This is a genomic window from Vibrio sp. ZF57 (assembly GCF_001691235.1).
In the GTDB taxonomy this organism is placed as follows: Bacteria; Pseudomonadota; Gammaproteobacteria; order Enterobacterales; family Vibrionaceae; genus Vibrio; species Vibrio crassostreae_C.
Genome location: NZ_MAKD01000084.1, coordinates 21,012 through 41,182 on the forward strand (window position 1 = coordinate 21,012; position 20,171 = coordinate 41,182).

Annotated in this window: 18 protein-coding genes and 7 tRNA genes; 18 read left to right on the top strand and 7 right to left on the bottom strand. The window is 44.3% G+C overall.

All coding sequences use genetic code 11. From position 1 onward, the window contains the following. Positions 1-362 precede the first annotated feature (362 nt). The 6 genes from kdsA to hemA all read right to left on the bottom strand — a co-directional run bounded on the left by kdsA (position 363) and on the right by hemA (position 5,897). The gene (kdsA, locus tag A6D97_RS11775) at positions 363-1,217 is read right to left on the bottom strand and encodes a 3-deoxy-8-phosphooctulonate synthase (RefSeq protein ID WP_017069619.1); all 855 of its coding nucleotides are present in this window, start codon (positions 1,215-1,217) and stop codon (positions 363-365) included. Positions 1,218-1,239: 22 nt separating this feature from the next. Further along, positions 1,240-2,049 (bottom strand): SirB1 family protein, encoded by an 810-nt coding sequence (locus A6D97_RS11780; RefSeq protein ID WP_017064164.1) that lies wholly within the window; start codon positions 2,047-2,049, stop codon positions 1,240-1,242. Positions 2,050-2,076: 27 nt separating this feature from the next. Further along, the gene (locus A6D97_RS11785) at positions 2,077-2,460 is read right to left on the bottom strand and encodes a SirB2 family protein (protein WP_065584437.1); all 384 of its coding nucleotides are present in this window, start codon (positions 2,458-2,460) and stop codon (positions 2,077-2,079) included. Positions 2,461-2,654: 194 nt separating this feature from the next. Then, positions 2,655-3,515 (bottom strand): peptide chain release factor N(5)-glutamine methyltransferase, encoded by an 861-nt coding sequence (gene prmC / locus A6D97_RS11790; protein ID WP_017062314.1) that lies wholly within the window; start codon positions 3,513-3,515, stop codon positions 2,655-2,657. Positions 3,516-3,520: 5 nt separating this feature from the next. Beyond that, positions 3,521-4,609 carry a peptide chain release factor 1 gene (gene prfA / locus A6D97_RS11795; RefSeq protein WP_017062313.1) on the bottom strand — a complete coding sequence of 363 codons (1,089 nt, stop codon included), beginning with the start codon at positions 4,607-4,609 and terminating at the stop codon, positions 3,521-3,523. Between the two features lie 28 nt (positions 4,610-4,637). Beyond that, positions 4,638-5,897 (bottom strand): glutamyl-tRNA reductase, encoded by a 1,260-nt coding sequence (gene hemA, locus A6D97_RS11800; protein WP_017062312.1) that lies wholly within the window; start codon positions 5,895-5,897, stop codon positions 4,638-4,640. Between the two features lie 160 nt (positions 5,898-6,057). Here hemA and lolB point away from each other — a divergent pair, with 160 nt between their 5' ends. From lolB to A6D97_RS11865, 13 genes are all read left to right on the top strand, one after another. Beyond that, entirely contained in the window at positions 6,058-6,705 is a 648-nt protein-coding gene (gene lolB / locus A6D97_RS11805; protein ID WP_017064165.1) for a lipoprotein insertase outer membrane protein LolB, read from the top strand. After that, positions 6,702-7,577 carry a 4-(cytidine 5'-diphospho)-2-C-methyl-D-erythritol kinase gene (gene ispE, locus A6D97_RS11810; RefSeq protein ID WP_017064166.1) on the top strand — a complete coding sequence of 292 codons (876 nt, stop codon included), beginning with the start codon at positions 6,702-6,704 and terminating at the stop codon, positions 7,575-7,577. The genes lolB and ispE overlap by 4 nt, the downstream gene beginning before the upstream one ends. A gap of 27 nt (positions 7,578-7,604) precedes the next feature. Continuing rightward, entirely contained in the window at positions 7,605-8,549 is a 945-nt protein-coding gene (locus A6D97_RS11815) for a ribose-phosphate pyrophosphokinase (RefSeq protein ID WP_004739814.1), read from the top strand. A 223-nt stretch (positions 8,550-8,772) separates the two neighbouring features. After that, entirely contained in the window at positions 8,773-9,363 is a 591-nt protein-coding gene (gene pth, locus A6D97_RS11820; RefSeq protein ID WP_004739815.1) for an aminoacyl-tRNA hydrolase, read from the top strand. A gap of 10 nt (positions 9,364-9,373) precedes the next feature. Then, the gene (gene ychF, locus A6D97_RS11825; RefSeq protein WP_010439159.1) at positions 9,374-10,465 is read left to right on the top strand and encodes a redox-regulated ATPase YchF; all 1,092 of its coding nucleotides are present in this window, start codon (positions 9,374-9,376) and stop codon (positions 10,463-10,465) included. Between the two features lie 280 nt (positions 10,466-10,745). Further along, a tRNA-Met gene (locus A6D97_RS11830) sits at positions 10,746-10,822 on the top strand. Positions 10,823-10,887: 65 nt separating this feature from the next. After that, positions 10,888-10,972, top strand: a tRNA-Leu gene (locus A6D97_RS11835). A gap of 28 nt (positions 10,973-11,000) precedes the next feature. After that, positions 11,001-11,075, top strand: a tRNA-Gln gene (locus tag A6D97_RS11840). Between the two features lie 77 nt (positions 11,076-11,152). Further along, a tRNA-Met gene (locus A6D97_RS11845) sits at positions 11,153-11,229 on the top strand. A 72-nt stretch (positions 11,230-11,301) separates the two neighbouring features. After that, positions 11,302-11,386: transfer RNA gene (locus tag A6D97_RS11850), tRNA-Leu, on the top strand. Between the two features lie 50 nt (positions 11,387-11,436). Further along, positions 11,437-11,513 (top strand) — tRNA-Met (locus A6D97_RS11855). A gap of 55 nt (positions 11,514-11,568) precedes the next feature. Continuing rightward, positions 11,569-11,653, top strand: a tRNA-Leu gene (locus tag A6D97_RS11860). Between the two features lie 156 nt (positions 11,654-11,809). After that, a complete protein-coding gene (locus tag A6D97_RS11865) occupies positions 11,810-12,856 on the top strand; it encodes a lactonase family protein (RefSeq protein WP_065584438.1) in 1,047 nt (348 codons plus the stop codon). 68 nt (positions 12,857-12,924) lie between these two features. Here the strand turns inward: A6D97_RS11865 and A6D97_RS11870 are convergent, their stop codons facing one another. After that, a complete protein-coding gene (locus A6D97_RS11870; protein WP_017064167.1) occupies positions 12,925-14,100 on the bottom strand; it encodes a 2-octaprenyl-3-methyl-6-methoxy-1,4-benzoquinol hydroxylase in 1,176 nt (391 codons plus the stop codon). A 308-nt stretch (positions 14,101-14,408) separates the two neighbouring features. Between A6D97_RS11870 and miaB the strand changes: the two genes are divergently transcribed. The 5 genes from miaB to lnt all read left to right on the top strand — a co-directional run bounded on the left by miaB (position 14,409) and on the right by lnt (position 20,141). Then, positions 14,409-15,833, top strand: a complete 1,425-nt coding sequence (miaB, locus tag A6D97_RS11875; RefSeq protein ID WP_065584439.1) for a tRNA (N6-isopentenyl adenosine(37)-C2)-methylthiotransferase MiaB — start codon at positions 14,409-14,411, stop codon at positions 15,831-15,833. A 163-nt stretch (positions 15,834-15,996) separates the two neighbouring features. Further along, positions 15,997-17,118 (top strand): PhoH family protein, encoded by a 1,122-nt coding sequence (locus A6D97_RS11880; RefSeq protein ID WP_017064169.1) that lies wholly within the window; start codon positions 15,997-15,999, stop codon positions 17,116-17,118. Beyond that, positions 17,119-17,580, top strand: a complete 462-nt coding sequence (ybeY, locus tag A6D97_RS11885) for an rRNA maturation RNase YbeY (protein ID WP_012603383.1) — start codon at positions 17,119-17,121, stop codon at positions 17,578-17,580. A gap of 120 nt (positions 17,581-17,700) precedes the next feature. Further along, positions 17,701-18,591 (top strand): CNNM family magnesium/cobalt transport protein CorC, encoded by an 891-nt coding sequence (gene corC / locus A6D97_RS11890; RefSeq protein ID WP_012603382.1) that lies wholly within the window; start codon positions 17,701-17,703, stop codon positions 18,589-18,591. 32 nt (positions 18,592-18,623) lie between these two features. Further along, positions 18,624-20,141 (top strand): apolipoprotein N-acyltransferase, encoded by a 1,518-nt coding sequence (lnt, locus tag A6D97_RS11895; RefSeq protein ID WP_065584440.1) that lies wholly within the window; start codon positions 18,624-18,626, stop codon positions 20,139-20,141. The last annotated feature ends 30 nt before the right edge of the window (positions 20,142-20,171 follow it).

Below are 20,171 nucleotides of genomic sequence, written 5' to 3' on the forward strand. Positions count from 1 at the left end.
ACTAATCTTAAATTAACATTCTAGATGTAACACAACGATTTCATATTTATGTCGAATTGGTCACGCATAGGTCAACAGTTAAGTGTAACAAAATTATGAGATTACACTCAAACTTCCCCTGCATCACAAGCAATCGTTTACTTACAAAGTGTGATGAATATCAGTAATTTACTGCAAACAGGACTGACCTCACACTCATATAAGAGTTTCTTAGGCAATAACCCGCCACGTTAACAACTCTTTAAATGAACGGTTTATGTTCGGCTGCTTTTACGAGATTAAAAAAAGCCCAATTCAGAGAACTGGGCTTTCTTAGATCAACTTTGTTAAATAACGTTTCCGTTACTTCACATCCATCTCAATTATTTAATATCAATATGCTCAAAGCCTTTGATAAGGTCATCAAGTGCTTTCATCTGCTTCAAGAACGGCTCTAGTTTGTCTAGAGGTAGCGCAGATGGGCCATCACAACGAGCTTGGTCTGGGTTTGGGTGAGCTTCAATGAACAGACCCGCAATACCCGTAGCAAGACCCGCTTTAGCAAGTTCAACCGTTTGCTCACGACGACCGCCAGATGCAGCACCTGATGGGTCACGCATTTGTAGAGAGTGCGTCACGTCGAAGATGATTGGGCTACCGTTTGAAGACTTCTTCATTACGCCAAAGCCAAGCATATCCACAACAAGGTTATCGTAACCCATGCAAGCGCCACGCTCACAAAGGATGATGTTGTCATTACCGCACTCAGCGAACTTATCAACGATGTTGCCAACTTGATTCGGGCTCATGAACTGAGGCTTCTTCACGTTGATTACTGCGCCAGTCTTAGCCATTGCTTCAACAAGATCAGTTTGACGAGCTAGGAATGCAGGTAGTTGGATTACATCAACCACATCCGCAACAGGCTGAGCTTGAGCTTCTGTGTGGATATCAGTAATGATCTTCACGCCGAAAGTATCTTTCAGCTCTTGGAAGATTTTGAGACCTTCTTCCATTCCTGGACCACGGTATGAATGAACTGAGCTGCGGTTCGCTTTATCAAAAGACGCCTTAAATACGTAAGGGATGCCCAGCTTCTCGGTTACTTTTACATAGTGCTCACAGATCTGCATAGCAAGATCGCGAGATTCAAGAACGTTCATGCCTGCAAATAGCGTAAATGGCTTGTCGTTAGCAATTGGCATATCGCCAATATGAACTGTTTTCTGTTCCATCATATTCTCTCTAAATAATTATTAATTAGTGAACGACCACTGTCTTTTCGTTCATGACGTTCACTTGAGATTTCAGTAACTCAGATGCCGGGTCATCTGGGCATTGGTCGATAAAGTATTGATAATCGGTTGCGGCTACTTGGTGACAGTCTAGCTGCTGATAGATAAAACCGCGGTCACGGATTTCATATGGGTCATCAGGTACAAACGTCAAAGCAAGGTCAGTACACTTCAATGCAAGTGTATAACGCTCTTCTCGCAGCAGTGCACTCTTGAGCAGGGCTAACCACTTACCAATAATTGTTGGGTGGTCGGCGACTTCTAAGTGCTCAGGTTTCACCTTAGCTAATGGGCCATCATGGCCAATTAACCATGCTCGCAGCGTTTGTTCGCCAACATACTCACCGTTATAAGGGTTAATATAGGCTGCAGCTTGCCCGTACCAACTTACTTTAAGTAAGAATTGAGTCGGGAAAGAGACGCCCTCTACAGGAAAGCCTAGCTTGCGACCTAGAAAAAGAAAGATCGCCCCCAGACTCACTGGAATGCCTTTCTTTCTCTCAAGCACTTTATCGATGAACGCGTTTTCCGAAGAGAAATACGCATCTTTATCGCCAGCAAAACCCCATTCATAAAAGAATAGTCGAATAAAAGATTCAAACTTCTGCTGTTCATCGGTTTCATTAACCAAAGCAAACTCGGCGTCTTTTAACAATCTCGCCAGCTCTTGCTCTGCCCAACTGTCTTGAGTTTCTGGGTTAATCGCTTTATTTAAGATCAATGCACCTTCAGCTAACTCTAGCTGGTCAAAGTCTTCATCAAAAAATTCGTACATAGATAGTTAACCGAAATAAGGAGATAATTAACCGAAAAATGTTGGTGTCTTGGTCATTGCGATTTTGCCTGCCATCGCTAACCAGCCAAGCGCACCAAAGAAAGAGAATACTCTCAGTAGCTTGTTTTTACCTAGCTTAAGCGCAAAGAAACCTAATGCGATGTAAGCCATAACACAAGTTAGTTTTTCGGTTAACCATGGTGCTGCTGGTGTAAATGGAATAAAGCCAGTGATGAAAATCAAACCAAAACCCGATAGCAATAGCAACGAGTCATTGATATGAGGGAAACGCTGCAAGAAAGGATGCTTAAGCTTAGGTGAGTTAGCCATCATAAGAGCGAAACGAATCGAGAGAAGTAGCGCACTTATAGCAATCGTTAATAGGTGAAAATGTTTTAGACCTTCGTACATGGTATTCCTTTATATTTTTATATGTGCTTTCGTTAACACGAGCCTCACAATACCCGTTAATGCTCTGTAGTTCTGCATAAAATCTCTGTATTTCTGCGTTAAATGCATTATAGGGTTAAATGTATTGTCGAGTTAAAGGTATCAATTTAGCAAGTTCATCATCCATTGCTCACAAGACGATTAACAATCACTAACTATGAACAGTAACGACCCAATGTCACTCGGTCATTACCACCGTAATCTTTCTCTGTGACAACATCGAGATAACCGAGCGCCTGCATAATCTCACGAACTGCCAAACCTTGGTCATAGCCGTGTTCAAATGCTAACCAACCTTCATTTTCCAAAAAGCCACGTGCGTTTTCAGAAATGTATCGAATATCTGCAAGCCCTTTCTCTTCAGCAACCAGTGCTGTGATCGGCTCAAAACGCACATCGCCTTGAGACAAATGAGGATCATTCTTCTCAATGTATGGCGGGTTAGAAACAATCAGAGAGAATTTCACAACGCCTTCAGAGCTCAAAGGCTCAAACCAGCTACCATGCAAAAAAGTCGCATTGGTGATGTTGAGACGCTGTGCATTCTCTGTCGCAAGCTGCTGCGCTTCAGGGCGAAGATCAATACCCGTCACCTGTCGATTCGGCATCTCAGACGCCAATGCTAACGCGATAGCACCTGTACCTGTCCCTAAATCGAGAATCGCGCCTTGCTTGCCAAAGGTTTTATCCAACGCTACTTCAACCAAACGCTCGGTATCTGGGCGTGGGATTAATGTAGAAGGGGAAACTTTTAACGGCAGTGACCAAAACTCACGCTCACCGATAATGTAAGCCACAGGCTCACCGGTTAAGCGACGTTTTAGAAGGGCATTGAATTCAGACTCTTGCTCAGAGGTGAGATGCTTCTCAGGCCAAGTCAGTAGGTAAGATCTTGGTTTATCTAAGGCGTGACAAAGCAGTACCGCGGCATCAATAGAGGGTGATGTGTTATCACCCTCTTGAAGCTTTACGATTGCTGCTTTTAAAGCACTTTCAACCGTATATGCTGACTGCATACTGGTTAGTTGTTCTCTGCAAGTGCAGCAAGCTGATCGGCTTGGTGCTCTTGAAGTACAGGATCAAGCAAGCTTTGCATGTCACCTTCAAGTACTTCGTTAAGACGGTAAATTGTAAGGTTGATACGGTGATCCGAAACACGGCCTTGTGGGTAGTTGTACGTACGAATACGGTCACTACGGTCACCCGAACCTAGTAGGTTACGACGTGTATCAGAAACCGCTGCCGCGCGGCGCTCTTCTTCTGCTTGAACAATACGAGCAGCAAGAACAGCCATCGCTTTCGCTTTGTTTTTATGCTGAGAACGCTCGTCCTGACACTCTACTACTGTACCCGTTGGTAAGTGAGTAATACGGATTGCTGAATCCGTGGTGTTAACGTGCTGACCACCCGCGCCTGATGCACGGAAAGTATCAATTTTAAGGTCGCCCGCTTTGATTTCTGGAAGATCCGCTTCTGGGATCTCAGGCATAACCGCAACCGTACATGCTGACGTGTGAACACGGCCTTGAGATTCGGTTTCAGGTACACGTTGTACACGGTGACCGCCTGACTCAAACTTCATGGTGCCGTAAACAGCGTCGCCACTAACCTTAGCGATCATCTCTTTGTAGCCGCCTTGCTCAGAAGCATTGCTGCTCATGATTTCAACACGCCAACCTTTCTTCTCAGCAAACTTAGAGTACATACGGAACAGGTTGCCCGCGAAGATACCTGCTTCATCACCACCCGCACCTGCGCGGATTTCTAGGAAACAGTTACGCTCATCGTTTGGATCTTTTGGAATAAGAAGAATCTGTAGCTCATCAGTCAGACGCTCAATTGCTGCTTTCGCATCTTTGATTTCATCTTGAGCCATTTCACGCATTTCTGCGTCGTCTTCGTTTGCCATCTCTTCAGCAGCTTCTAGATCTTCTTTCGCTTGCTGGTATGACTGGAAGCAAGCTGTCACTTCTTCAAGTTGAGAGTATTCTTTCGAAAGTGCACGGAATTTGTCTTGATTCCCGATTACATCTGGATCACCAAGTAGATGTTGAACTTCTTCATAGCGTTCAACAAGTGTTTCAAGCTTTACTAGAATCGAGGCTTTCATAATGTCTTATCTTGTTGGAGGTCTAATATTATTGAGGGTTTTCTAAGCCCAAACTCTGTCTAATGACCATTAATTTTGCAGGTTCTCCTTGCTCAGCTGCACTTTGAAGTGCGCGCGTTGGAGCATGGATCAATTTGTTTGTGAGCTTATTGCTGAGCTCGAGTAAAACTTTTTCAGGGTCACCGCCAGCGGCAAGCGATTGTAAACTTTTACTTAATAATTCTTCGCGGATTTCGTTAGCCGATTTACGGTAATCTCGAATACTGTCTACCGCTTGTAAAGAGCGCATCCAACTCATGAACGCGGCACTTTCTTCACTGACGATCGCTTCAGCTTGAATCGCTTCAACTTTACGTTGTTCGATATTGCCATCAACAATCGACTGCAAATCATCAACCGAATAAAGGTAGGCATCATTTAGATCACCAACCTGCGATTCCACATCACGTGGAACGGCAATATCAACCAATAACATCGGCTGATGCTTTCTTGTTTTTAGAGCAGTCTCAACCATACCCTTACCGATAATAGGCAATGGACTTGCGGTTGAGCTAATTACGATGTCCGCTCGATGAAGATGATCAGGGATCTCATTCAAGCTGATCACTTCAGCACCAAATTCTTCTGCTAGCCCTAGAGCACGTTCTCGAGTTCGGTTCGCCACAATCATTTTTGTACAGCCATTCGCCGAAAGGTGCTTAGCCACCAGCTCAATGGTTTCACCCGCACCAACCAGTAACACGGTTGAATCTGCGATGGATTCAAAAATATGCTTGGCTAAGGTACAGGCTGCGTAAGCTACAGAAACCGCGCTTCCGCCGATTTCAGTTTCAGTTCGAACACGCTTCGCAACAGAAAATGATTTCTGGAATAGTTTTTCCATTGAAGCATCAACGGATTTGTTCTCTCGCGAGTCCGTATACGCTTGCTTCACCTGACCTAAGATCTGCGGTTCACCCAAGACTAAAGAGTCCAAACCACAAGCAACGCGCATTAAGTGTTTAATCGCCGCCTGCTCTTCATGGATATAAAGGCTTGGCTTTAGCTCTTCTGGGCTAACTTGATGGAAAACCGACAACCAATCGATGAGTTTGTTTTTAGCCACGCCTTTAACGTCGCAATACACTTCAGTTCGATTACAGGTAGAAAGTATGACACTTCCATTCACGTGTGCATTTGCGTTAAGTTGCTTGAGTGCCTCAGATAATTTATCTGGACCAAAAGCGACTTTTTCTCGCAATTCAACCGACGCTGTATTGTGATTGATACCTACGGCAAGCAAAGACATGTATCAGAAGTTCTCGATCAGGGAATGGAAACAAGGGGCGAATTTTACTTGATGCATGGCTCTATTTAAAGAGCAAGCGGGATTTGTTTTCCTGAGTTCGTGAATTCAATGCTATAGTTGAAGCGTTTTTTAGATAAATTTGAACAAGTTGTGAGCAAATATGAGCAAACTTCGTAGAATCACGTCTCTTATTTTTATGACCATAATTATGGTGGGTTGCTCGTCTATACCTGAACAACCGACCAGTGTTGAGTGGCAAAGTCACCAAAACCGACTTCTACAGATAGAAAACTACCAAGCCTCGGGCAAGCTCGCCTACATTTCTCCAGAGCAGCGCCAAAGCCTAAACTTCATTTGGAAGCATTCACCAAATCACAGTCAATTAAGGCTCACGACATTCCTCGGTCAAACCGCATTGAACCTGACTATAGATCCGTCGGGGGCCAAAGTGGTGACCTATGACGACCAAGTATTTACTCACGCAAGTGCCTCTGTATTGGTTGAGCAACTGACAGGTTTGCAGATACCTATTGATCACCTGTCTCAATGGTTCCTTGGCATTCCAGACCAAGCTGACAGCTACCAGTTAAATACAACTAACACGCTTGAGTCTCTAACCAAACAAGTCAGCAGCCAGCTATGGACACTGAACTTCGCTAATTATCGAAATACTGAGATGCAGAGTAAACACCTCTCAGATGAAGACAACACTAATGTAGAAAGCATCCCCCTCCCTACTCGATTGTCATTCAAGCAAGACGATAACAAAATCAACATTGTAGTTTCGAAGTGGACACTGAAAAAATGATAACAACGCCAACCCATTGGCCTTCTCCGGCTAAACTGAATCTATTTCTTTACATCACAGGTCGACGTGACAACGGCTATCACGAGCTTCAAACTTTGTTTCAGTTTGTTGATTTTGGCGATGAACTAACGGTTGCCGTTAATGAAGAAACGAACTCAATCACAATCACACCGGAAATACCAGGCGTTGCAACAGAAGACAACCTGATTTGGAAAGCCGCGACCGCTCTTCAACAATATACATCGACTTCTTTCGGTGCCGATATTGAGCTTAAGAAAGTACTTCCGATGGGAGGTGGCATTGGTGGAGGCTCTTCAAATGCCGCAACCGTGTTGGTCGCACTTAACTATCTATGGCAACTCAACCTGTCTGATGATCAGCTCGCAGAGATCGGATTGAAACTTGGCGCTGACGTTCCTGTGTTCGTTCGAGGCCATGCAGCCTTTGCGGAAGGGGTTGGAGAACAGCTTCAGCCCGCTAATCCGGATGAAAAATGGTATCTTGTTGTTAAGCCTCAAGTGAGCATAGCAACTGTAGACATATTCACACATTCAGAATTAACTCGAAATACGCCGAAGCGAGCGCTATCAACGCTTCTAGAGCAAGAATACGTAAACGATTGCGAAAAAATTGTGCGAATGCTGTACCCAGAGGTTGATAAGCAACTTTCATGGCTGCTACAATACGCGCCGTCGAGATTGACTGGCACTGGTTCGTGCGTTTTTGCTGAATTTAGCAGCAAAAAAGAAGCCGAATTGGTGTTGGAACAACTGCCTGACACAGTTTCCGCTTTTGTAGCGAAAGGACGAAACATTTCTCCTTTAAAAGAAACTCTGGCTGAATACCAATCAGCCCACCCACAATCTATTTAAAACTGGACGCAACCCGAGGTTTCCACCGTGCCTGATATGAAGCTATTTGCTGGTAACGCAACACCTGAACTAGCCCAACGTATTGCTGATCGTCTATACATCTCTCTTGGCGATGCTACTGTAGACCGTTTTTCTGATGGCGAAGTCGCTGTTCAAATCAATGAAAACGTTCGTGGTAGCGATGTATTCCTGATTCAATCAACTTGTGCACCAACCAATGACAACCTTATGGAATTGGTGGTAATGATTGACGCAATGCGCCGTGCTTCTGCTGGCCGTATTACTGCTGTAATCCCTTACTTCGGTTATGCCCGTCAAGATCGTCGTGTACGTTCTGCTCGTGTGCCAATTACTGCAAAAGTTGTTGCAGACTTCCTTTCTAACGTTGGCGTTGACCGCGTTCTTACTATCGACCTACACGCAGAGCAAATCCAAGGCTTCTTCGATGTACCTGTTGATAACATCTTCGGCACTCCAGTTCTTCTAGAAGACATGGCTAACCGTGGCCTAGAAAACCCAGTAGTGGTTTCTCCAGACCTTGGTGGTGTTGTACGTGCTCGTGCTACTGCTAAAGCGCTAGGTGATGTTGACATCGCTATCGTTGATAAGCGTCGTCCACGTGCTAACGTTTCTGAAGTAATGAACCTAATCGGTGATGTTGAAGGTCGTGACTGTGTTATCGTTGATGACATGATCGATACGGGTGGCACACTATGTAAAGCAGCTGAAGCGCTTAAAGAGCGCGGTGCTAAGCGTGTATTCGCTTACGCAACTCACGCTGTTTTCTCTGGTACTGCTGCGAACAACATCAAGAACTCTGTTCTAGACCAAGTTATCGTAACGGATTCTATCTCTCTATCTCCAGAGATGGCTGCGACGGGTAAAGTGACAACACTTAGCCTTTCTCGCATGCTTGCTGAAGCGATTCGTCGTATCAGCAACGAAGAATCAATCTCAGCGATGTTCAACTAATCAAAGCCCAATAGCTTTTTTTACAAAAGCTTGGTTTTAGAAACACGCGAGAGAAAGATATTAAGCACTTCAGTCAATGAAGTGCTTTTTTTATGTCTGAGTAATATTGCACTGCTAGTTATCACAAACAGGAATAATCGCGCAGCTATCAGCTAGCTCGCACCTTTTTCATAAACTGTGATATCATACGGCGCTTTTTGAAATCCCAAGAGAGATCCATACCTTGAGCCAACAAATAAAACTTCTCGTTGGACTGGCTAATCCAGGTCCAGAATACGCCAAAACTCGCCACAACGCGGGCGCTTGGGTAGTTGAAGAATTAGCGCGTGTACATAACGTGACACTAAAGAACGAACCAAAGTTCTTTGGCCTAACGGGTCGTATCATGGTTCACGGTGAAGATCTTCGTTTGCTGATCCCAACGACTTTTATGAACTTGTCAGGCAAAGCAGTTGCAGCCTTAGCAAAGTTCTACCAAATTAAACCAGAAGAGATCATGGTCGCTCACGATGAGTTAGATCTGCCTCCTGGTATTGGAAAGTTTAAAAAAGGTGGTGGTCATGGCGGACATAATGGTCTGAAAGACATCATCAGCAAGCAGGGTAACAATAAAGAATTCTATCGTCTTAGATTAGGCATCGGCCATCCAGGACACAAAGATAAAGTTGCAGGTTATGTATTAGGCAAAGCTCCTCAAAAAGAGCAAGAGTGTATCGAGGCCGTCGTTGACGAATCGGTTCGCAGCCTAGACATCTTATTAAAAGATGGCCTACCAAAAGCACAAAATCGCTTACATACGTTCAAAGCAGAATAAGGTTTATATCATGGGTTTTAAATGTGGCATCGTTGGTCTACCAAACGTTGGTAAGTCAACTCTGTTTAACGCACTGACTAAAGCAGGCATCGAAGCAGCAAACTTTCCATTTTGTACGATCGAACCAAACACAGGTATCGTTCCGGTTCCAGATCTACGCTTAGATGCATTAGCAAAAATTGTTAATCCACAGAAGATCCTTCCAACGACAATGGAATTCGTAGATATCGCGGGCCTAGTTGCTGGCGCATCTAAAGGTGAAGGTCTTGGTAACAAATTCCTAGCTAACATCCGTGAAACTGACGCTATCGGTCACGTTGTACGCTGCTTTGAAAATGAAAACATTGTTCACGTTGCTGGCAAAGTATCTCCAATTGAAGATATCGAAGTGATCAACCTAGAACTTGCACTGGCTGACTTAGACAGCTGTGAGCGTGCAATTCAACGTAACGCGAAGAAAGCGAAAGGCGGCGACAAAGACGCTAAATTCGAAATCACTGTACTAGAAAAGCTACTTCCAGTTCTAACTGAAGGTGGTATGGCACGTACTGTTGAACTTGGCAAAGAAGAAGCGGCAGCAATCGGCTACCTAAACTTCCTAACGCTTAAGCCAACAATGTACATCGCAAACGTTGCAGAAGATGGTTTTGAAAATAACCCATACCTAGACGCTGTTCGTGAATACGCAGAAAACGAAAACAACGTTGTTGTTGCTGTTTGTGCAGCAATCGAATCAGAGCTTTCTGAGCTTGATGACGAAGATCGCGAAGAGTTCCTTGCGGATATGGGTATCGAAGAACCAGGTCTTAACCGAGTGATCCGCTCTGGTTACGAACTACTGACTCTTCAGACTTACTTCACAGCTGGTGTTAAAGAAGTTCGTGCTTGGACAATCCCTGTAGGTGCAACTGCGCCACAAGCAGCGGGTAAGATCCACACAGACTTCGAGAAAGGTTTCATCCGTGCTGAAGTTGTTGGATTCGATCACTTCATCGAATTTAACGGTGAGAGCGGTGCGAAAGACGCAGGTAAATGGCGCCTTGAAGGTAAAGAATACATCGTTAAAGATGGTGACGTTGTTCACTTCCGCTTCAATGTATAATTCTGATTAAACATCTAGAAAAAAGGCCAGTGAATTCACTGGCCTTTTTGTTTTTCCCCTTTCTAAATTGTCCCTCACCAGAAACTTAACTTCCTATATATATCGCCTTTTAGACCTGTTTTTTGTCGACAAATACGCCTCTTTGCCTAAAAAGAAACCGAACAGATGTTTATTCGCGATTTATTCAAAAAAAAAGTTGACGGGTTTCACTCAACTCCGCATAATGCGCCCCGTTCACAGCGAAGCGGCAACGTTTCGAAATGAGCAACAATATGGAAATGGCTACTTAGCTCAGTTGGTTAGAGCACATCACTCATAATGATGGGGTCGCAGGTTCAAATCCCGCAGTAGCCACCATTTCCTAAGCACTCTATTTGATATTAAAGTTTGTCTTTAGTAACAAAGAGTTTTTAGGAAATAACGCGGTCGTGGCGGAATTGGTAGACGCACCAGATTTAGGTTCTGGCGCCGAGAGGTGTGAGAGTTCAAGTCTCTCCGACCGCACCATATTGAGATGTCTTTAAGATATCATTGTTGGGCTATCGCCAAGCGGTAAGGCACCGGCTTTTGATGCCGGCATTCCCTGGTTCGAATCCAGGTAGCCCAGCCACAATTTAAAGTGTAATTATCTTTAAAAAGATAATGGCATTGAAAGCAAGATTATATTATATTGTCTCGCTCTCAGATGGCTACTTAGCTCAGTTGGTTAGAGCACATCACTCATAATGATGGGGTCGCAGGTTCAAATCCCGCAGTAGCCACCATTCTTTCTTCGAGAAAGAAAAGACAACGTTGTATTGAATCACCAATATTCAGTATGACTATAAAGATTTGCTGCGGTCGTGGCGGAATTGGTAGACGCACCAGATTTAGGTTCTGGCGCCGAGAGGTGTGAGAGTTCAAGTCTCTCCGACCGCACCATTATTTCTCTTTCATTAGAGAACAAATAATGAATCTATTAGATTTATTATGGCTACTTAGCTCAGTTGGTTAGAGCACATCACTCATAATGATGGGGTCGCAGGTTCAAATCCCGCAGTAGCCACCATTTATACAACGTCTTATTGAATCACCAATATTCAGTATGACTATAAAGATTTGCTGCGGTCGTGGCGGAATTGGTAGACGCACCAGATTTAGGTTCTGGCGCCGAGAGGTGTGAGAGTTCAAGTCTCTCCGACCGCACCATTATTGAACAAAACCCAGCTTTTTAGCTGGGTTTTGTTTTATTTGGAATATGTAAATCTGATAACCCCGTCACCAAGTATTTCTCCCTATTTAATCACTTCATGACTTTTTTATAAGACAATGTCTGCTCCACTTTCTAATTGAGTATGACGCCTTATGAAAAATCTCACTTTAACGATCGGTTGCTACACAGACACTCCCAGTAAAAGCCAAGGCGTGTATCAGGCTCAGTTAGACTTGGAAAACGGTCAACTATTACCTTTAGAACTCATTACAGAGTGTACTAACCCCTCTTTTATTACTGTAACAAAGACTGGGATCTATACTGCATCGGAAGTGGACCAGCAAAAACAGCCCCAGCTCATTCATATACCTAATGTTGATTCACAGCTAACACACAATACAAGCCTCATCTCGGGAGATCACCCTTGTCACGTCGCGATAGATCCACACAATAAGTTTGCTATCACGTCGCAATACTCATCAGGCACATTCGATATTTTTAGCTTAAGTATCAACGGCAGCATCGATAAACGACTCAAAACAATCCAGATGGTTGGTTCCGGGCCAAACAAAGAGAGACAAACTAGCCCACACGCCCATCAATGCCTGTTCTTACAAAACTCACCACAATTTGTCACTATCGATCTCGGCACCGATCGCATCAACTTCTATTGCTTTGATGAAGAGCAAGAAGAGTTCCTTGATGAACCAATGCAGTCTATTAAGGTGCCCGCCGGCAATGGACCTCGCCATTTAATCTTTAACAAAGCTGAAGACAGAGCCTATGTGGTCTGTGAACTCTCTGAAACGTTGCTGACTTTGGAAAAGGTTTTAGGCATTTGGAATGTAGTGGAAGAGATTGATGCATTGCCTAATATGGAGAAGGGAGAAGCCGCAGCTGCGATTAAGCTATCGCCTGATGAGCAATTCCTTTATGTGTCATGTCGACACCAATCAAGAATCAGTAGCTTCAAAATCGACTCTGAGACTCAAAGGCTGACTTTCATTGATAGCTACGACACTGAAGGCAAATTCCCAAGAGACTTCCATATAACGAACGATGGGAAATGGCTTATCGCCGCCAACCAGCACTCCAACAACATCACCTCATTCAAGCGAGATAATGAAGATGGGTCTTTGGTTTATACAGGGTACTCTTTAGAGATCGATGCACCGGTTTGTGTGACGCAACAGCGATAGTAGTCATCTGATACAAAAAAGGAGAGCATTCGCTCTCCTTCTTTTCATAAGCAGTCTTAAACGCTCAATTAGAGACCCAAAGCGTATTTCAATACTTGAGCTTTAATCGGGCCTGAATTTTCAGCTAGTTTTAGAGCAGCATTACGTACAAATTTCAGTGGGCCAATGTCGTTGCTGAATGTCTTGTAGAAGAAATCCATGCCACTTTGCATCATTAGATTGTCGCCTCTTCTTATCACTTCATAGCGTCTTGCTACAGACTGGTTCAATTCACCCTTTTCTTTGGTGACATCCAGCAGTACTGATACATCTTTGAAGCCTAAGTTAACACCCTGCCCAGCCAAAGGGTTGATGGTATGCGCAGAGTCTCCGACCAAAATACAGTTATTCTTCGAGTATGATTGAGCATGACGTCGTGTCAGAGGAAAAGAACCCGAATTCAAGACTTTGATATCACCTAACTCTTTAGGAAAGTGAGTAAGTACTTCGTTACGTAGTTTTTCAGGGGCCATTGCTGACAGTTGCTTAATACGCAGTGGAGAATCATACCAAACTAACGAGCCCAGCCCGACTTCTTGACCGTCAGAGGTTAGAGAACACAAAGGCAAAAATGAACGAGGGCCACTTGGTAGAAATTGCTGCCAAGTAATATCTTGCTGAGGTTGTTCTGTTTCTACATTGATAAGCATACAGTGTTGTCGATAATCCCAAGCCGTGATGCCAATTCCAGCTTGTTGGCGAACGGCTGAATTCGCACCATCAGCACCAACCACCCACTTCGCAGACAACTCAGCCCCTGATTGAAGCTTTACGATATTGATTTCACCAAACTCAATCACATCGAGCTTTTCTGGGCATAACAGTTCGAGATTGTCGTAGGCATCAAATTGAGACCATAAACCTAATTGAATGAGTCTGTTCTCAACGATATAGCCCAAACGAGGAAGGTCTAGTGAGGCAGCATCAAATCGAGTACGACACTCTGGGTGCTCCCACGTCTCTAAACGTTTATAAGAACACACTCGCATTGCTGCAATACTTTGCCATGCACCAAGATCTTCAAGCAAATCGACCGATGCTTGAGAAATCGCTGACACACGAATGTCCATCGCTTGCGATTCATCAAAAGCTTGTGGGGCAAAACCTTCGATCACCGCAACACTCAGACCTTGCTTTGCAAAACCGATTGCTGTTGCTGCGCCAACCATGCCGCCACCGACTACTACAATATCGTAACTGTTCATATTTCGTACTTATCAGTTTGATTCTTTGACTGTTTTTGATTGTACTTTTTCATAACTAACTTGTAACCAAAAACCTTATTCGAAAAAAGGGTTATCCCTTATGGCATATGGCGTTAACGATAATAAAAACCACTACATAAGAGATTTGTTCAGACTACTAGTCAGTCGGTTTTGAAACCAGTACAATACGCCGCTTGCCGCTAGAGCCTGTCATAAAATTGAATACCGAATTATGACAAACGGGGCTAGCGGATGAATAATGGGCGATTTGCTCCCTTAAATTAAACTAACGATCGAGCGAACATATAATGAGTAAGAAACTGCTAATTAAAACTTGGGGCTGTCAGATGAATGAATATGATTCATCAAAAATGGCCGACCTGCTTAACGCTGCAAATGGCTATGAGCTAACTGAAGTACCTGAGGAAGCAGACGTACTACTATTGAATACTTGTTCTATCCGCGAAAAAGCGCAAGAAAAAGTATTCCACCAGCTTGGTCGTTGGAAAACGCTTAAAGATAAAAAAGAAGGTGTGGTGATCGGTGTGGGTGGCTGTGTAGCGACTCAAGAAGGTGATCACATTCGTCAACGTGCACCTTACGTAGACGTTATCTTTGGCCCACAAACATTACACCGTTTGCCAGAGATGATTAAATCATCACTGTCTAACGAAAAGCCAGTAATGGATATCTCTTTCCCAGAGATCGAAAAGTTCGATAACCTGCCAGAGCCAAAAGCTGAAGGCGCGACGGCGTTCGTTTCTATCATGGAAGGTTGTTCTAAATACTGTACTTACTGCGTTGTACCATACACACGTGGCGAAGAAGTTAGCCGTCCAATGGATGATGTACTTTTCGAAGTTGCTCAACTTGCAGAGCAAGGCGTACGTGAAGTTAACCTGCTAGGTCAAAACGTAAACGCATACCGCGGTCCAACACACGAAGGCGATATCTGTTCATTCGCAGAACTGCTTCGTCTTGTTGCTTCTATCGACGGTATCGACCGTATTCGTTTCACAACAAGCCACCCGCTTGAGTTTGGTGACGACATCATTGAAGTTTACAAAGACACACCAGAGCTAGTGAGCTTCCTTCACCTACCAGTACAAAGTGGTAGTGACCGTATTCTTACGATGATGAAGCGCCCACATACGGCTATCGAGTACAAATCTATTATCCGTAAACTGCGTAAAGCTCGCCCTGACATTCAAATCAGCTCTGACTTTATTGTTGGTTTCCCTGGTGAGTCTAAGCAAGACTTCCAAGATACAATGAAGCTAATTAAAGACGTTGATTTCGATATGAGCTTCAGCTTTGTTTTCTCTCCACGTCCAGGTACGCCAGCGGCAGATTACCCATGTGATGTACCAGCACAAGAGAAGAAAGATCGTCTGTACGAACTGCAGCAAACGGTAAACACACAAGCTATGCGTTTCTCTCGTCTAATGTTAGGCACAGAGCAACGTATCCTTGTTGAAGGCCCATCAAGAAAGAACCTAATGGAACTTCGCGGCCGTACAGAAAACAGCCGTGTTGTGAACTTCGAAGGTTCTGCAGACCTAATCGGTCAATTCGTAGATGTGAAGATCACTGAGGTTTACACCAACTCACTACGTGGTGAGCTAGTTCGCACAGAAAAAGACATGGGTCTACGCGTTGTTATGACTCCAGCAGAAATGATGGAAAAAACAAAACGTGAAGACGAGCTAGGTGTAGCGACATTTACGCCATAGGCAATACAACTGTTTGAGCACAAAGCGCAAACACAAAGCTTGAAATTACCTAACTAAGTGACCATCTTAGAAATAGGGATATCACCATCAGAAGCCCGGTCTAAATCGGGCTTTTTGCTCTTTGTTTTATTTAAGAGTGAGTGGCACAAAATGAGAGGCTAATTTGAGCAATAAAATCGTTACCTTAGAGATAAATCTAGAACCAGCAGACAACAAGCGCTTGGCAAGTTTATGCGGACCATTTGACGACAACATCAAGCATCTTGAGCGTCGTCTGGGCGTTGAGATTAATTACCGTAGCAACTTTTTCACCATTGTCGGTAAGCCTCACACTACAGCCGCAGCTTTAGACATCATCAAACACCTCTATGTTGAAACGGCTCCAGTTAAAGGCAACATAATCGATATCGAACCAGAGCAAATACATCTGGCGATCACCGAGTCAGGCATTTTGGAGCAACACGTCGAGTCTGAAATTGACTACGGCAAAGAAGTGACCATTAAGACTAAAAAAGGCGTCATCAAACCTCGAACGCCAAACCAAGCACAGTACCTAATGAACATGGTGACTCATGACATCACCTTTGGTATTGGGCCAGCAGGTACAGGTAAAACCTACTTAGCCGTTGCTGCAGCAGTTGATGCACTTGAACGCCAAGAGGTTCGCCGAATCCTACTGACTCGTCCTGCTGTTGAAGCCGGTGAGAAGCTTGGTTTCCTACCGGGTGATTTAAGCCAAAAAGTAGACCCATATTTACGTCCACTTTACGATGCGCTGTTTGAGATGCTTGGCTTTGAGCGAGTTGAGAAGCTGATTGAACGTAACGTAATTGAAGTTGCGCCACTGGCTTACATGCGTGGTCGTACATTGAATGATGCGTTTATCATTCTTGATGAGAGCCAAAACACCACGGTAGAACAGATGAAGATGTTCTTAACCCGTATCGGTTTTAACTCACGCGCTGTGATCACAGGTGATATTACGCAAATCGATTTACCTCGTGGTGCAAAATCAGGCTTACGCCATGCGACTGAAGTGCTCAATGAAGTCGACGACATTAGCTTTAACTTCTTCATGTCTGAAGACGTCGTTCGTCACCCTGTAGTTGCTCGTATCGTCAACGCATACGAGAAGTGGGAAGCAAAAGACCAGAAAGAGCGCAAAGAGTTTGAAAAGCGTAAACGTGAAGAGCGTGAAGCCAAACTTCTTGAGGCTCAGCAGGTAGTTACGACACAATTAGCAACACAAAATAGCTCTGTAATTGCAGAACAAGGTGATAAATAGATGTCTATTGAACTAGACCTGCAATTAGCGGTCGAAAATGAGCAAGGTCTTCCAACTGAGCAAGATATTCAGCTTTGGTTGGACAAGACAATTCCTCAGTTTCAAGAGAACGCTGAGTTGACGGTTCGTATCGTTGATACACAAGAAAGCCACCAGCTCAATCATGAATATCGTGGCAAAGATAAGCCAACTAACGTGTTGTCTTTTCCATTCGAGGCTCCTCCAGGGATCGAGTTAGATCTACTGGGCGACCTCATTATCTGCCGCCAAGTTGTCGAAAAAGAAGCAGAAGAGCAAAGTAAGCCTCTGCTAGCACACTGGGCTCATATGGTTGTACATGGCAGTCTGCATCTGCTAGGTTATGATCATATCGAAGATGATGAAGCTGAAGAGATGGAGTCACTCGAGACAGAAATCATGCAATCTATGGGGTTTGAAGACCCTTACATTCTAGAAAAGTAAATTGATTCTAGTAAAGTAGGTTGCAGAGAAACAATAACTCATCGAACCTGTGATTTTCACAGGAATCTGAGTTGTAACGTGTGCTATCACACTTCTGATAGCGTTATTTTTTGAGAAATCATGAACGAAGGTAACCCCCCCACTTCTGAGGGAAGTAAAAAATCTGAAGGTCCGAGTAGAAAGTCCTTCTTTGAACGCCTAGGCCAACTATTTCAAGGTGAAGTAAAAGATCGCCAAGAGCTCGTAGATGTAATCCGCGACTCAGAAATTAATGACCTAATTGACCACGACACACGCGACATGCTCGAGGGTGTTATGGAAATTTCAGAGATGCGAGTACGCGATATCATGCTGCCTCGCTCTCAAATGGTTACAGTTGAACGCACAGATGATCTAGATACATTGATTGCGCTCATTACTGATGCTCAACACTCTCGCTACCCAGTGATCAGTGAAGATAAAGACCATGTTGAAGGCATTCTATTAGCGAAGGACCTACTTAAGTATTTGGGTTCAGAAAGTGCTCCATTTGATATCGAACAAGTGATTCGCCCTGTCGTGGTTGTTCCTGAAAGTAAGCGAGTTGATCGCCTGCTTAAGGAGTTCCAAGAAGAGCGTTACCACATGTCTATCGTTGTCGATGAGTTTGGTGGAGTTTCTGGCCTGGTAACCATTGAAGATATCCTCGAAGAAATCGTTGGTGAAATTGAAGACGAGTTCGACGATGAAGAAGAGCTAGATATTCGTAAGCTGAGTAAGCATACCTTCTCTGTAAAAGCTTTAACCACTATTGAAGAGTTCAACGATACGTTTAACACTGCCTTTAGTGACGACGAAGTGGATACGGTAGGCGGCATGGTTATGACAGCACTCGGCCACCTGCCGGTTCGTGGCGAAATTGTAGAAATCGAAAACTACCATTTCAAAATAACATCAGCAGATAACCGTCGTGTGATTCAGCTACAGGTAACCATTCCTGACGAACAGCCTCTTCCGACTATCGAAGAATAACAACTTCTCTCTAAAGAGATGACAGAAATTAGATGACTAATACCTTTATTCATCGCCTATTACGGCCGCTTGCGGCCGTTTTTGTTGGCGCTATAACCACCCTTTCATTCGCTCCATACTCTATATGGCCTCTTGCTATTCTCAGCCCAGCTTTGCTGCTGTTACTGATCCACAACCGCTCTCCTAAAAGTGCGCTTTGGATTGGCTACGCATGGGGTTTAGGTCAATTCACCACAGGTATCAGCTGGGTATACGTCAGCATTGATGGTTTTGGCGGCATGCCACTGGCAGCCAACCTATTTTTGATGGCATTGCTTGTTGGCTACCTAGCCGTTTATTCAGGGCTATTTACCTGGGGTTTGAATAAATTCTTCCCTGCCAATAACCTAAGCCGCTTTTTCCTTGCAGCTCCTGCATTCTGGCTAGTCTGTGATTGGCTGCGTGGCTGGGTAATGACGGGCTTCCCTTGGCTTTGGTTAGGCTACAGCCAAATCGATTCGCCATTGGGTTCATTTGCACCGATTGGCGGCGTAGAGCTAGTAACTTTAGCGATCATTGTTTCAGCCTCTGCATTCACTTATGCGATTGTTAACCGGGCTTGGAGCATCGCTATCATTCCCGCTGTCGTATTTAGCGCAGGCTTTGGTATTCGCAACATCGACTGGGTCACGCCGAACCCTGAAAAAACCACGTCAGTCGTCTTGATACAAGGCAACGTCGATCAAGACAGTAAATGGCTACCGAGTCATCGCTGGCCAACCATGATGAAGTACACCGACCTAAGCAGAGAAAACTGGGGAGCGGATATCATCATCTGGCCTGAAGCGGCTATTCCAGCATTCGAAGTTGAGATCCCATCTTTCCTACGTAACTTGGATAGCGCAGCGAAGATGAACAACAGTTCGATCATTACCGGTGTGCTGAATCAGTCTGAAGATAAGAAATACTACAACAGTGTTCTTTCTCTCGGTGTGAATCCATACGGTGAGTACAGCTACGATCCAGACGAACGCTACCATAAACACCACCTGTTACCATTTGGTGAGTTTGTGCCGTTTGAAGATATCTTGCGTCCATTAGCACCTTTCTTTAACTTGCCAATGTCATCATTTAGCCGTGGCGACTTTGTTCAACCAAACATAGTGGCAAATGGTCGTCACTTAGCGCCGGCACTGTGTTATGAGATCATCTTTAATGATCAAGTTAGACAGAACGTAACCGACGAGACTGACTTTATTTTAACGCTCTCTAACGATGCGTGGTTTGGTCGTTCGATTGGCCCTCTGCAACATATGGAAATTGCACAGATGCGTGCTCTGGAGCTTGGTAAGCCGGTTATTCGCTCGACCAACAACGGTGTGACGGCAGTTACTGATTACAAAGGCAATATAATCAAGCAAGTGCCTCAGTTTGAAACGGCAGTGTTAAAAGCTGAACTCATTTCAACGGATGGTCAAACGCCTTATCACACAGTAGGTACTTGGCCACTGTATATCTGGGCGATGCTCAGCTTGGTGATTGGTTGGGTAATTAGAAAGCCAAAAAGCTAGATTCGACGAAAAGTGATTTGAGGGTTGACT

Coding starts and splice junctions, on each gene's coding strand:
- kdsA (WP_017069619.1), bottom strand. CDS start 1,217: ATGATGGAACAGAAAACAGTTCATATTGGCGATATGCCAATTGCTAAC.
- A6D97_RS11780 (WP_017064164.1), bottom strand. CDS start 2,049: ATGTACGAATTTTTTGATGAAGACTTTGACCAGCTAGAGTTAGCTGAA.
- A6D97_RS11785 (WP_065584437.1), bottom strand. CDS start 2,460: ATGTACGAAGGTCTAAAACATTTTCACCTATTAACGATTGCTATAAGT.
- prmC (WP_017062314.1), bottom strand. CDS start 3,515: ATGCAGTCAGCATATACGGTTGAAAGTGCTTTAAAAGCAGCAATCGTA.
- prfA (WP_017062313.1), bottom strand. CDS start 4,609: ATGAAAGCCTCGATTCTAGTAAAGCTTGAAACACTTGTTGAACGCTAT.
- hemA (WP_017062312.1), bottom strand. CDS start 5,897: ATGTCTTTGCTTGCCGTAGGTATCAATCACAATACAGCGTCGGTTGAA.
- lolB (WP_017064165.1), top strand. CDS start 6,058: ATGAGCAAACTTCGTAGAATCACGTCTCTTATTTTTATGACCATAATT.
- ispE (WP_017064166.1), top strand. CDS start 6,702: ATGATAACAACGCCAACCCATTGGCCTTCTCCGGCTAAACTGAATCTA.
- ychF (WP_010439159.1), top strand. CDS start 9,374: ATGGGTTTTAAATGTGGCATCGTTGGTCTACCAAACGTTGGTAAGTCA.
- A6D97_RS11865 (WP_065584438.1), top strand. CDS start 11,810: ATGAAAAATCTCACTTTAACGATCGGTTGCTACACAGACACTCCCAGT.
- A6D97_RS11870 (WP_017064167.1), bottom strand. CDS start 14,100: ATGAACAGTTACGATATTGTAGTAGTCGGTGGCGGCATGGTTGGCGCA.
- miaB (WP_065584439.1), top strand. CDS start 14,409: ATGAGTAAGAAACTGCTAATTAAAACTTGGGGCTGTCAGATGAATGAA.
- ybeY (WP_012603383.1), top strand. CDS start 17,119: ATGTCTATTGAACTAGACCTGCAATTAGCGGTCGAAAATGAGCAAGGT.
- corC (WP_012603382.1), top strand. CDS start 17,701: ATGAACGAAGGTAACCCCCCCACTTCTGAGGGAAGTAAAAAATCTGAA.
- lnt (WP_065584440.1), top strand. CDS start 18,624: ATGACTAATACCTTTATTCATCGCCTATTACGGCCGCTTGCGGCCGTT.